Raw genomic sequence first — 13,217 nt, forward strand, 5'->3', positions numbered from 1 at the left:
TAGCGCGGTGCCTTCTTCTCGCCGTCTTCGCCGCCGCCGCGCGCGAATGCCGCGAGCGGCGCGGCGAGGGCAGCGAACTCGGTCGGGATGATCCACTTCGTCGAGGGCGACGCTCCGAGCGCCTTGAGCGCCTCGAGATACTGGAGCGTGATCGTCCGCGGGTCGGCGTGATTCGCCATCTCGTTGATCTTGTCCAGCGCGAGGGCAAAGCCCTCGGCCCGCAGGATCTGTGATTGCCTCTGTCCCTCGGCCTGGAGGATGTTCGACTGCTTGTCGCCCTCGGCCACGAGGATCGCGGAGGCGCGCTTGCCCTCGGCCTCGGTCACCGATGCGCGCCGGGTCCGCTCGGCGGTGAGTTGGCGGTTCATGGCCTCCTGCACGTCGCGCGGCGGAGTCAGCTCGCGGATCTCGACCGTCGTGACCTTCACGCCCCACCGTTGGGTCACCTCGTCGAGCTTCGTCCGCAGCACCTCATTGATCTGCTCGCGCTTGGCGAGCACGTCGTCGAGGAGGATGTCGCCGATCACGGCGCGGAGCGTCGTCGTCGCGATGCCCGTCACGGCGGTCCTGAAGTTCTGGATCTTGAGGACGGAATCGGCGGCCTGTTCCTCCATCACCTTCTGGTAGATCAGGAAGTCGATCGAGATAGGCGCGTTGTCCTTGGTGATGCAGGTCTGCTGCGGGATCTCGACCACGAACTCACGTAGGTCGACGTTGATGCCGACCTGGATCGGCGGCGGGAGCAACAGCACCAGGCCCGGGCCGGCCATCTTCTGATACCTCCCGAGCGCCAGGACCACGAGGCGTTGGTACTGCGGCACGATGTGGATGATCGTGCGCAGGATGAGGATCACGATGACTGCAGCGAAGATCGTGATCGCGAGACCGATATCCATCAGGACGCTCCCCTCCCCGGTGACGAATCACTCGGCTCGACGATAAGGCTCAGGCCTTCCTTGCGTTTCACACGGACTCCGCTTCCCTTCAGGATCGCGCCGCTCTCACTACGCGCGGACCACTCCTCGCCTCCGACGTATGCGACCCCGTTCGGACCTATGTCGCTCTTCGCGACGCCAGTCGCACCCACGAGGATGGGCGAGCCGCCGGCCCAAGCGAGTTGGCGCGTCGCGAGCGCGAATCGCGCGACGAAGAAGAAGAATCCGCCCGACACGAGCGCGACCGTGGCGATGACGACAGGATCGACGTCAGCGCGCAGGCCCGGGAAGGTCGGCCGCAGCGGCGGGAACAGGATGATCGTCCCCACGATGAGCGAGACGAGACCGCCCGCGGTGAGCAGGAAGTGGCTGGCGATCTTGATCTCGGCCACGAAGAGCACGATCGAGAAGATCAGAAGAGCGATCCCCGCCGCGCTCGCATCAAGGGTGCCGAACGCGAAGAGCGCGAGGATGATGGCGATCACGCCGATGATGCCGGGGAAGATGAGGCTCGGATTGCTGAGCTCGAAGATGATGCCGTACGTCCCGATCGTGAACAGGAGCACCGCGATCTGCGGATCGACGATCAGGTGCAGCAGTGCCTCGAACGGGTTCGGGCCGCTCTCCTCGAGGACCGCTCCCTTCGTCGCGAGCGTGACGGTCCCGCGGCTCGTCGAGACCTGTCGGCCATCGGCGCGGTCGACCAGGTCACGCACGTCGGCGGCGATGTAGTCGACGACCTTGAGGCTAACGGCCTCGTCCGCGCCGATGCTCACGCTCTTGCGCACCGCGTCCTCGGCCCACTGGGCGTTGTGCCCGCGCGCGCGAGCGATATTTGTGATCTGCGCGACCGCGTCGTTCTCGGCCTTCAGCCGCAGGTCACCTTGGATGTCGCCGCCCGACGAATCGACCGGATGGGCGGCGCCGATGTTCGTCGAAGGCGCCATCGCCGCGACGTTGCCCGCGAGAGTGATGAACGTGCCCGCCGAAGCGGCGTGCGCACCCGAGGGCGCGACGTAGGTGAGGATCGGGACGCCGGCGTTCAGCATCCGCCCGGTGATCTTGTAGGTGGAGTCGATGAGACCGCCCGGCGTATCGATGACGAAGACGACCGCGGCGACCTTTCGCTCCTCGCCCTCGTCGATCATCCGGTCGACGTAACGGGCGGTGATCGGGTTGATGACGCCTTCGATGTGCCCGACCAGCACGGTATGGGCGTCGTCGGCGGCGAGGGCGAAGCTGGATACGCCGAGCGCCATCGCGACGATCGATGCCAGCCGTAGCGCGATGCGCATGGATCGAGGATAGACCCGGGCCGTCAGCGCGCCAGCCGCAGCCGCACCGGCATCCGTCCGCGCTCGACGTACCAGTCCCCGACCCATTCCGCGCCGTACTTGGCGCGGAACAGATCGACGACGTGGCGGAGCGCGGCGGCCTCGTCGGCGATCGGCTCCCTCACCGCGCCAAGCTCGAACGTACCGACGCGGATCCGGCAACGCGGGTCGCGGGCGAGGTTCCGATACCAATCGCTGTCGCGATCGGTCCGCAGCCAGATCCCTCCGTTCTCGTAGGCGCACCACACGGTCGCCTCGTGCGGACGACCGGTCTTCCGGCCGCGTGTGATCAGCACGATCTCCTCCGCTGCGCGGAGCTCGGCGGCGGCTTCCACCTAGGCGATGGCCGCGCGAAGCAGCGACGCGAGGCGCGAAAGCGCGGCGTGCTGGTGCTCGCGGTACGCAGGCGTCCACCCGTGACCGCCCGGAATGCGCTCGATGACCGTCTGAGGCGCCGCCTTCGTGAGCGCGGCGACCGTCTGCGGCGTGTCGACGAACGCATCTTGATCGGCGAGGACCGCGGCGAGCGGACCTTTCCAACTCCGGAGCGCGCCGGTGCGGTCGTCCGTGAGCAGATCTCGCGCGAGCTCTCGGCCTGCACGCGCGTCGGCCGCCAGGAGGTCCGCCTGATCGTGCGCGAGATGCTCCGGGTCGACCTGCGCGCCTTCCGCGAAGAGCCTGCGATGCAGCATCGACAGCGTCGTGCTCCGCCGCACGGGACCCCACAGCACGCCCATCGGTGAGACGAGCAGCGCGAGCTGCGCGCGGATGAGCGGCCGGATCAGGGCCGGCCGCAAGAACGGCGTGTGGAGCAACAGCGCCGTCACGCGGTCAGGCGCGAGATCAGCGAAGGCGAGCGCGATCGCGGTGCCCGAACACAGGCCGCCTACGGCCACGTGTTCGAAGCCGCGCGCTGCGATCAGATCCAGCGCCCACTGCGCGTAGGCGCGCGCGGTATGTCGCGTGGCGAGCGGCGCGACGCCTGCACATCCGGGGAGATCGGGCACGAGCACGCTGAAGTGCGGCGCGAGAGCGGGGAGCCAGGCGCTCAGGTTGTGGCTCGATCCATTCCATCCGTGGAAGAGGAGGAGCGGCGGACGGTCCCCCCGCTGCGCACCCACGCGAATGACGCTACCGCACGTCAGCGGGCGCGAACGATCCGCCCCACCGCGAGCAGCAGGCCCTCGATGATCGCTTCGGGGCGCGGCGGACAGCCAGGAATGAACACGTCCACTGGCAAGATGCTCGCGGCGCCCTCGCCCGAGGCGTACCCGGTCGGATAGGGCGAGCCGCTGGCCGCGCATGCGCCGACCGCGACAACGAGGCGCGGCGCGGACATCGCGTCGTAGGTCCGTCGCGCGGCGATCTCGAGGTTACGCGTGACGGTTCCCGTCACCAACAGCACGTCCGCGTGCCGGGGCGACGCGACGAAGTCGATGCCGAAACGCTGGATGTCGTGCACCGCGTTGGTCGTCGCGTTGATCTCCCAGTCGCAGCCGTTGCACGAGCCGGCGTCCAGATGTCGCACCTGCAGCGAGCGGCCCAGCACGTGGCGCGCGCGAGACGCGAGCTCCTCCCCCTTTGTGGCGACAGCGGCGCGCGGCTCGACGAGATCACTCCGCGTCCGCTCTGGGACCGCGAAGGTAAGGCCCTGCGCGAGCGCTCCGGTAGGGCAGACCTCGATGCACCGGCTGCACGAGATGCATCTTGCGCGGTCAAGCGCGAAACGCGTGTCGACGACGATCGCGCCGACCGGGCACACCCGCGCGCACGCACCGTTCAGATCGCAGCGCGCGGGGTCGAACACCGGCTGCGCCCGGTCGATCAATGGTGCCGGCACGTCGGGCCACCGCGACGTGACCGTCGCGAGACGCAGTCGGCGGCGAAGGAGCGACAGCATCAGCGGCTCAGCGGTCCAGGCACGCGTAGCAGAGCTCGAAGCTCTTGTTGATGAGCGGGAAGTCGGGCAGCAGGTTGCCCGCGACCGCGAACGGCACCAGGGCCCAGTTGTACGAGGCGGAGCGCACGCGATAGCGCGCGATCTCGCCGCTCGCTCCGGTCATGACCCAGTGCACGTTCTCCCCGCGCGGGGATTCGACCATTCCCATAGCCCAGCGGTCCGAGGGTAGCGGCCCGATCGGAGTCACGAGATCCGCCGGCGGGACCTCGGCGAGCTCGTGTAGCAGCTCGCGGATGAGACCGAACGACGCGAACGTCTCCTCTACGCGCACGAGCATCCGGGCGCGCACGTCGCCCTCTGTCCTTACCACCGGACTGACCATGCCCGGCCGCAGCGCCGCGTACGGCTGGCTCGCGCGGACGTCGCGCGCCACACCGCTCGATCGGGCGGCGACGCCGACCGCACCGAGCTCGTCCGCGAGATCATGGTCCAGCACTCCGGTGCCGACGAGACGCTCCATGAATGACTCCGTCTCGAGAAGCGCATCGACGTAACCGCGGAACTCGCTTTCGATAGCTACGCTCTCGCGTCGAATGCGCTCCTGCGCGGCAGCGTCGAGATCGCGGCGCACGCCGCCGGGGCAGGCCACGCTGAAGAGATACCGGTGTCCGGCGACCGCGGCGTTCAGCTCCTGCAGTCGCTCCTTCAGCACGCCGCCCTGGTAGACGCCGAGCTGCAGCGCGGCACCCGCGCAGAGGTTCGCGACGTCGCCGACGTGGTTGTACAGGCGTTCGAGCTCCAGCAGGACGCTGCGGATGATCCGGGCGCGGAGCCCGGGATGGCGTTCGGTGAGGTTTTCGATCGCCTGCGAGTACGCGACCGCATTCGAGAGCGAGCAGGCGCCGCAGACCCGCTCCGCAAGGAAGAGCACGCGCTCGACACCGGCGCCTTCTGCCGCCTTCTCGATGCCGCGGTGCGTGTAGAAGAGGCGCGCCTCGAGCTGGAACACAAGCTCTCCCACGCCGCCGAAACGGAAGTGGCCCGGCTCGATGATGCCCGCGTGGATCGGACCGACCGGCACCTCCATCACACCGTCGCCGCGCACGCCCGTCAGCGGCTCGTGGGGGTGCGGATCTCGGCCGACACCGCGGCGTCCGTCGAAATCCTTCCGTAGCGGATGCAGTCCGTGCGGCCAATCGTCGTGCAGGACGAGCCGCCGCGGATCGGGATGCCCGCGCGGCTCCACGCCGAGGAGGTCCTTCACCTCGCGCTCGTACCAGTGCGCCGCGGGGACGACGCGCGTCACGGCCGGGAACTCAGGACGCGCTGGATCGACCTGTGCCTCGATGGACACCAGATCCCCTGAGGGGAGCGCGAAGACGTAGTACAGGCCGTAACCGCGGCCGCGCTCGCGCTCGTCCGTGCCGGTCATGACGACGAGCCGCGCGTGACGGTCGCGAACGAGCGCCGCGCACGTCTCCGGCAGCGCATCCGCCGCGACGTTCTGCGTCTCGATCACGGCGCCACCCGCAGCACACCCGCGACCGCCGTGAACGCGTCGCGGAGCGGAGGCGGAAGCCAGATGCCGAGGACCAAGAGGGCGATCAGCGGCGCGCCGACGAACGCCGCGGCGAACGGGAACGCGGCTACGTGAAGGCGCCTCGGCGCCGCGCGCAGAACGACGTTCAGGACGTGGAACAGCATTCCGCCGAACACGAGAACGCTTCCCGCGATCAATAGGACCGCAGCCGCGAGCGCGGCGGGTCGGCCGGCGAAGCCCGCCTGCGCGATGCCGAACTCGCTCGCGAATGGCGCGAACGGCGGAGCGCCAGTGATCGCGAGCGTGCCGATGACGAGCCCGAGCGCGGGAAGCGGCGCGACCTCGAACGCGCCGCGCATCCGAGTGAGGCGCAGGGTCCCATAGCGCTGGCCGAGCGCGCCCGCGGCGACGAACAAGGTGGTCTTCGCGAGCGAGTGGTTGAACATGTGGAAGGCCGCCGCGAACAGACCGAGCGGTCCGCCGATCCCGACGGCGAGCGCGACGATGCCCATGTGCTCGACCGATGAATACGCCAGCAGGCGCTTGAGGTCGTGCTGGACGAGCACGAACGGAACGGCCACCACGATCGAGATCGCCCCAAGGCCGAGAAGAAGGTCGGAGGAGAAGCCCGCGCCAATGGTTCCCGCTGTCAGGAGATGGAAACGCAGAACCCCATAGATCGCGCAGTTGAGAAGCGCGCCCGACAGCAGGACGCTCACCGGCGTCGGAGCCTCACCATGCGCGTCGGGTAGCCACGTGTGCATCGGTGCCAGGCCGGCCTTCGTTCCGAAACCGACGAGCACGAGAGCGAATGCCACGCGCATCAGCGCGGGGTCGAGTGCGGCCGCGTTCGCGCGCAGCTCGTCCCAGTCCAGCGCGGCCGCTGCCTCGCCGAGCGCGTGGCTCGCCGCGTAGTACGTGAGGATCAGGCCGAACAGTGCGAAACCAAGCCCGACCGCTCCCAGCATGAGGTACTTCCAAGCCGCCTCCAGTGAGTGGCCACGCCGGAAGAACGCGACGAGGAGCGCGGTCGTCAGCGTCGTTGTCTCGATGGCCACCCACATGAGCCCGAGGTTGTTCATCAGCGGAACCGCGAACATCGCCGCGATCGACAGCTGGATCCAAACGTAGAACCAGCGCACCTCTGTCGGCGCGATCTCCTGCGCCGCAACTGCGTTCCGCACGTACGCGACCGCGTACAGCGACGCGATGGCGGCGACGAGCGCGATGATCAGCACGATGAGCCCCGAGAGCGCGTCGACGTATATGAGGCCGGCCAGCGCGTGCTCCGCTGGGCCTGCGAAGGAGGAGAACGCGACGACAAGGCCCACGACGAGCGTTGTCACCGCCGCGAGCGCGCTCACGGCGGCGGCGCGCGTCCCCCTGATGGCGCAGACCAGCGCGGCGACGAGCGGGACCGCTACGAGCAGCGGGGCCAGGCTCATCCGCGCAGCCGCCGGAGCTCGTCGGTATTCATCGTGTCGAACTGCTCGTTGATGCGCAGCGTCAGAACGGCCGTGACGCCCACGGCCACGAGGAGGTCGAAGAAGATCCCGATCTCCACGAACAGCGGAAGTCCGAGCGTGGCGATGAGACCGGTGAGGAAGATCCCGTTCTCGATCGTGATCAGGCCGATGAGCTGGGAAATCGCCTTGCGACGCGTTGCCATCAACAAAAGACCGATGAAGATGAGCGCGAGCGAGACCGGCAGCGCCTGTCGGGCCGGGAACGCGCCGGTCAGCTCGAGGCGGCCAGCCGCGAGGTACGCGATCAGCGCGAGCCCGACCGCGACGATCAGCGCGTGGCGGGTCGAGAGCAGCGGCCTGGTCTCCCGCTTCAGCGCGACCGCCGCGAGCACTCGGAAGAGCACCGCTGGGATCGCGAAAGCCCGCACCGCGAGCGTGAGGATCGCTGCGGCCCACATGTGCGTCGCGCCCGATGAGACACCGATCGTCGCCGCAACGAGCGCGAGCAGCAGTGATTGGACGACCAGAAGCCACACCCCGGAGACGAGACCGCGCATCGTGACGCTGAAGAGGGCGACGGCCAGCAAGGTCAGGGCGAAGCCATCCACGACCGCAGCGGCGCCGATCATCGGATGACCACCTCTGCGATCAGCGCGAGCATCGCGAGCGCCGACGCCGCGCCCAGCAGCTCCGGTAGGCGAAGGATGCGCAGCTTGGCGCTGCTCGACTCGACCGCTGACATCACGAACGCAAGGACGACGAGCTTCAGGAGGAACGCGCCGACGGCCCTCGGGATCCCCGAGGGAACGGCCGCCACGCCGAACGGGAAGAACAACGCCACGAGGAGCGAGAAGAGGACGATCTGCTTGAGGTGGCTCGCCCACACCAGGATCCCGAGCGGACGCCCGGAGTACTCGAGGAGCATCCCCTCATGGATCATCGTGAGCTCGAGGTGCGTGTCCGGATTGTCCGCTGGCACCCGGCCGGTCTCGGCGATCACGACGATGACGAGCGCGGCGAGGGCGAGCAGCTGGCTCGGCGCGACCACCGCCACCGCGTGAGAGACGAGATACGCGCTCGCGCCGCCCAGGTCCGTGCCGCCGCTCCGCCACGCGACCGCGAATAGCACCAGCAGCAGCGCCGGCTCCGCGAGCGCCGCGACGGCTACCTCGCGGCTCGAGCCCATGCCGCCGAACGAGCTCCCGGTGTCGAGGCCGGCGAGCGCGAGGGCGAACCGTGCCAGCGCGAACAGTCCGACGAGGGCGATCGCATCGCCCCAGCCCGCGAGCGGCGCCCTCGACCAGAGCACGGGCACCAAGAGCGCGGCAGTCGCGAAGCACGCGGCGTAGACGATTGGCGCCCACCGGAAGACGGCCGTGGCCTGCTCGGACACGACCGCGTCCTTGCGGAGCAGCTTGACCACGTCGAAGTACGGCTGCAGCAACGGCGGTCCCCTCCGGCCCTGCAGCACGGCCTTCATTCGCTTGATCAGCCCGTCGAGTCCGGGCGCGAGCGCAAGGAGGAACCCGAGCTGCAGGAGCGATAGTCCGACCGATGCCAGCATCTCGTTCATCGCGCGAGCAGCAACGCGGTGAGCACCGCAGCGAAGACGTAGGCCAGATACAGCTGGAGCGAGCCGTTCTGCGCGCGGCGCACGACATGCGCGGCAGCGACGAGCCGGTCCTTGACAGCGAGGTACACGTAGCGCTCGAACACCGGCGCGATGTGCGAGCTGTAGTGGACGCTCGCCACGAATCTTGTGCCCGCCCGGTGCACGATCCCGACGTCGCGCACCGGCCGGACGATGTCGCGGAACATGAGCCGGATCGGTTTGGCGAACGCGGTCGCCGTGTATTCGTGGATCGGTTGGAGCGTGATCCCGCAGGCCCAGGTCTCCGCGATGCGCGAACGCACCGGACCGAGCAGCCTCGGGACCAGCGTGACCAGGACAGCGATCGCGAGCAGCGCAAGCGCGATGCCCGGCACGACCAGGCGGCCGGACCCGACGCTGATGGGGCCGAGCGCGGGACCTGCGAGCGGCGCGGCAGCGAGCGGCACGAGCTGGCCGATGAACGACGCGACCGGCGCCGCGCCCAAGCCGAGCGCGATGCAGGCGACCGCGAGCGCTCCCATCGCGGCGAGCTCGAGCCGACCTGTCTCGCGGGCCGCGGCGGCGCGCGGACTGCGCGGAAGCGCGAGGAACGTGATGCCAAAGGCCTTCACGAAGCATGCGACCGCAAGCGCACCGGTGAGCGCCAGCGCGCCCCCCGCGAGCAGCGGGAGCAGCGCCGTCTGCGGCTCGATCGCGACGCGCCCGAGGGTGAGCAGCGACTGGAAGGTCAGCCACTCGCTCGCGAAGCCGTTGAGCGGAGGAAGCGCGGAGATCGCGGCGCTGCCGATCAGGAAACAAAGGCCCGTGATCGGCATGCGGCGGAGCAGGCCGCCGCAGCGCTCAAGATCGCGAGTGCCGACGGCGGCGTCGATGGTGCCGGCGCCCATAAAGAGGAGCGCCTTGAACGTCGCGTGGTTCACGACATGGAACAGCGCAGCGACGAGAGCAAGCGCCATCGCGACCTGCGCACCGAGCGAGCGCGCCACGACCGCGGCGCCAAGACCCATGAGGATGATGCCGATGTTCTCAACGCTGTGGTATGCGAGTAAACGCTTCAGGTCGTGCTCCATCAGCGCGTACAGCACGCCGAGCACCGCCGACGTCGCCCCCAGCGCGAGGATCAGCGCGCCCCACCACGCCGGCCCAGGAACGAGCCATTCGAACGACAGACGCACGAGTCCGTAGATGCCGAGCTTGATCATCACGCCCGACATCAGCGCGGAAACATGCGAGGGCGCGACCGGGTGCGCGCGTGGTAGCCAGACGTGCAACGGGATCATCCCGGCCTTGGTCCCGAAGCCCACCAGGCCCAGCAAGAAGACGACCGATGCGACGACGGGATCGAGGGCCGGCGCGCGCACCGTCCAGTCGGCGAAGACGAGCGACCCGCTGGTGCGCGCGAGCAGCAGGAACGCGGCGAGGATGAAGGCGGTCGCGGTGTGGGTCATCACGAGGTAGGACCATGCGGCCTGGCGCACCGCCACGCGGCGATGGTCGGTCAGGACCAACGCGAACGACGCGAGCGACATGGTCTCCCACGCGAGGAGGAAGGTGAAACCGTCGCCCGCGACGACGACCGCGAGCATCGCGAGGATGAAGAGCAGGTAGAGCAGGCCGCTGCCCGGGAATCCGCCGTGGTGTCGCGCGTGCCCGATCGCGTACACGGCAGTCATCACGCTGATCGACAGGACGACCAGTCCGAAGAGCAGGCTCAGGCCGTCGAGCTGCCACGTGAGCACGAGACCCGGAAGAGGGCCGTCCATGCTCACGCTGCGGAGCCGACGACCGTCAGCGCTTCGCCGCGGCGCGCCGGCCCCGCGTCAGACGGCTCGTTGCCCCGGTCCGCCCGTGACCCTCCGCTCGTTTCTGCGCGGAGAGCACGTCTTGGAGCTCGAGCACCTGTTTGCCGAACACGCGGCGGCCCACGTCCAGCAGCTCGGAGACGAGTGGATCGCGCAGCCAGTAGTACACGGTGCCATCGGCACGGCGGCTCTCGACGATCCCGCCGGTCCGGAGGACACCGAGCTGCTGTGAGGCTCTCGACGGCTCCACGTCGAGCTCCCGAAGGAGGTCACGGACACTGACCTCACCGTCACGCAGGAGCTCGACGATCTGGATACGCAGCGGGTGACCGAGAGTCTTGAAGAGCTCTGACTTGAACCGGTGCATCGGCTGAGCCATGAATTCGGCGCCAGCATAGCGACGTTGCCGTCTTCGCGAGTTTCAGAATCCATCAAAACGGGAACAAAAGGGGCATGGGCATACTCGGAAATGGAGATGCCTCAGTTCGCGAGCGCGAAGAGATACGCCACGTGCGAGGCGACCGCGCCGTCCCAGTCGGCGACCTTCGGATTCGACGGCTCGATGACGAAGTACTCGTTCGGCGCGTGCGCGCCGCTCCCATGGCCGAGGCCGAAGTGTCCCGCGGCGAGGCGGAGCGGCTCGCCGGTGAAGACATAGCCGGGATAGCTCCCCGCGATACGTGGCATGACGGCGGGCTCGATGCCCGCGCGTCGCAGGACGGCGATCTGCGCCTGGATGAGCGGTGCTTCGAACGGCGTTTCCGTGGGGTCGTACCCACCGCTCGGCTTCACCTCGATATCGCCGAAGCCGTGCTTCGCGAGGTGCTCCTTGAGCTGACGAAGCGCGGTGTCGTAGGTCATGTCCGGCACGAGGCGCAGGTCGAGCTTCGCGACCGCGCGGTGCGGCTGGATCGTCTTGCCCCCCTGGCCGGTGTATCCCGCGACCAGGCCCTCGATGTTGACAGTCGGCGTGAAGAGGAACATCTCGAGCGAATCGCGCCACGACTTGTCATGCGCCCAGCGCTTGGCGGCGAGCAGCTTCTTCGCGGTCTCTTCGCTGAGGCGCTGCGCAGACGCGTCGAGCATCTTCTTCTGTTCCGCCGTCGCCGGACGCGCTTCTTTGCCGAAGCCGTCGATCGCGGGGTCGCCGTCGTCGTTCACAAGCGTCGCGAGAGCCTGGACGAGGTGGAACGCGGGGCTATCGAGCCGTGCGCGGTTCGAAGAGTGCACGTCGATCCCCGGACCGCGGCCCCAGCTCTCGCCGCTCGCGATGAGCTCGACCTCGATGACCCCCTTTGCGCCGAGCAGAACGCTCACGTTGCCGTCGGGGTCCTGGCCCGCACCGGGCATCACGACGCCAACGGTCTTCTTGAGCGCGGCGGCCACGTCCGGATGATTCACGACCTGGCGGAAGTGCGGTGACCCGATCTCCTCCTCGCCCTCCGCGACGAGGACGATGTTCACCGGCATCTTCTTGCCCGCGCCTTTGATCGCGTGGAGCGCCGCGAGGAGCGCGGCCTCGGGGCCCTTCTGGTTCACCGCGCCGCGACCCATGAGGACCCTGCCGAAGCCCGGCTTGTCGACGATGGCCGCATCGAACGGCGGAGACGACCACTCGGTCGGGTCCGCCTGCTTCACGTCGTACATGAAGTAGAGGCCGAACGTGCGCGGTGCGCCGGCGTCGAGCGTCGCGAACACGCCGGGGTGGCCATCGGTATCGATGCGCTTCGCGGTCTGGAATCCCGCCTCGCGAGCCATGCGCATCATCAGCTCGCAGCCCTCGTCCATCCCGCGATCCTCGGCCGCGATCGACGGGTTCTTCACCCAGTGCTGGAAACGCTGGATGCTCTCGTCGTGCCGCTTCTCGATCTCAGACCGGATCGAGGCGAGCTCACCGGCGAGCATGGTCGGAGCCAAGCGCGTCGCCCCCACAGTCAGACCCTACAACATGAGCGCCGATGACGAGGTTCGTTGCAGTGAGTCCGCGATGCGCAGCAGCTCCTCGTTCGAGAGAGCGCCAACGATGACGACGAGCGTTGTCCCGATTCGCGCGTAGAGCAGATTCGCACGTCCGTCCTGCGTCCGTCCGCTTACCCATCTGGTGAGCACGCCTGCGACTCGTGGCCCCACGTCATACGGACCCACAGCTTCTAGAACGCTCGCGTCGTAGCGCGTGCTCTCCCATATGCGCAGCTCCTCACCCGACGCGAGTTGGTCCCATATCTCGAGGTCGACGACTCCGTCCTGGGTCTTCTTCGTGATCCTCATCCCAAGCGGATGGCTTTCCGCCGGCATGTACGTCGGCGAGTACACGACGTCCGGCGCGCGCGCTGGGCCGGTCGCCAAGAACGGGTAGTCGGAGCGCGCGGCGGATCCGTCGATGAAGAAGATCGCAGCGACGAATGCCATGACAACGACGAGTGCCAATCCTCGAATGACCGGCCGCGCGGCTGCCTGCTGAGCTAGTGCCACTTCACCCGGCCCTCGCGGTCTGAGGGCCATTCGGAATCGGCGTCGTCGACGAGGAGCACGAACTGACCCGCCCAGTGCGGCGTCGTGTACGCGCCGTCGTTGCGGTCGATGTTGATGCCGGACACGACGCCGGCGTAAGTGAAGCGCAGCCACCAC

General features: G+C 68.5%; 13 protein-coding genes. All 13 read right to left on the bottom strand.

Going from position 1 to position 13,217, the window contains the following annotated elements:
- Positions 1–896, bottom strand: an 896-nt coding sequence (locus VI056_11640) for an SPFH domain-containing protein (protein ID HEY6203678.1), incomplete at its 3' end; no start/stop codon positions are given.
- Positions 896–2,230 carry a nodulation protein NfeD gene (locus VI056_11645; GenBank protein HEY6203679.1) on the bottom strand — a complete coding sequence of 445 codons (1,335 nt, stop codon included), beginning with the start codon at positions 2,228–2,230 and terminating at the stop codon, positions 896–898. The genes VI056_11640 and VI056_11645, both read right to left, overlap by 1 nt.
- Before the next feature lie 23 nt (positions 2,231–2,253).
- Positions 2,254–2,604, bottom strand: a complete 351-nt coding sequence (locus VI056_11650; protein ID HEY6203680.1) for a nitroreductase/quinone reductase family protein — start codon at positions 2,602–2,604, stop codon at positions 2,254–2,256.
- Positions 2,605–3,390, bottom strand: coding sequence for an alpha/beta fold hydrolase (locus VI056_11655; protein HEY6203681.1), 786 nt, complete (start codon positions 3,388–3,390; stop codon positions 2,605–2,607). It lies immediately after the preceding gene.
- Positions 3,391–3,410: 20 nt separating this feature from the next.
- Positions 3,411–4,169 carry an NADH-quinone oxidoreductase subunit NuoB gene (nuoB, locus tag VI056_11660; protein HEY6203682.1) on the bottom strand — a complete coding sequence of 253 codons (759 nt, stop codon included), beginning with the start codon at positions 4,167–4,169 and terminating at the stop codon, positions 3,411–3,413.
- Positions 4,170–4,176: 7 nt separating this feature from the next.
- Complete coding sequence (locus VI056_11665; GenBank protein HEY6203683.1) at positions 4,177–5,688, bottom strand: NADH-quinone oxidoreductase subunit C; 1,512 nt, start codon at positions 5,686–5,688, stop codon at positions 4,177–4,179.
- Complete coding sequence (locus VI056_11670; protein HEY6203684.1) at positions 5,685–7,154, bottom strand: proton-conducting transporter membrane subunit; 1,470 nt, start codon at positions 7,152–7,154, stop codon at positions 5,685–5,687. The genes VI056_11665 and VI056_11670 overlap by 4 nt, the downstream gene beginning before the upstream one ends.
- Positions 7,151–7,804, bottom strand: a complete 654-nt coding sequence (locus tag VI056_11675) for an NADH-quinone oxidoreductase subunit K (GenBank protein ID HEY6203685.1) — start codon at positions 7,802–7,804, stop codon at positions 7,151–7,153. Before VI056_11675 ends, VI056_11670 begins: the two co-directional genes overlap by 4 nt.
- On the bottom strand, positions 7,801–8,748 hold the full coding sequence (locus VI056_11680; GenBank protein ID HEY6203686.1) for an NADH-quinone oxidoreductase subunit H: 948 nt from the start codon (positions 8,746–8,748) through the stop codon (positions 7,801–7,803). Before VI056_11680 ends, VI056_11675 begins: the two co-directional genes overlap by 4 nt.
- Entirely contained in the window at positions 8,745–10,550 is a 1,806-nt protein-coding gene (locus tag VI056_11685) for a proton-conducting transporter membrane subunit (GenBank protein HEY6203687.1), read from the bottom strand. Before VI056_11685 ends, VI056_11680 begins: the two co-directional genes overlap by 4 nt.
- 25 nt (positions 10,551–10,575) lie before the next feature.
- Positions 10,576–10,968, bottom strand: coding sequence for a metalloregulator ArsR/SmtB family transcription factor (locus VI056_11690; protein ID HEY6203688.1), 393 nt, complete (start codon positions 10,966–10,968; stop codon positions 10,576–10,578).
- A 101-nt stretch (positions 10,969–11,069) separates the two neighbouring features.
- Positions 11,070–12,506, bottom strand: a complete 1,437-nt coding sequence (locus VI056_11695; GenBank protein ID HEY6203689.1) for a M20/M25/M40 family metallo-hydrolase — start codon at positions 12,504–12,506, stop codon at positions 11,070–11,072.
- 24 nt (positions 12,507–12,530) lie between these two features.
- Entirely contained in the window at positions 12,531–13,016 is a 486-nt protein-coding gene (locus tag VI056_11700; GenBank protein HEY6203690.1) for a hypothetical protein, read from the bottom strand.
- Between the last annotated feature and the right edge of the window lie 201 nt (positions 13,017–13,217).

This window comes from Candidatus Limnocylindria bacterium (genome assembly GCA_036523395.1).
GTDB lineage: Bacteria > Chloroflexota > Limnocylindria > P2-11E > P2-11E > CF-39.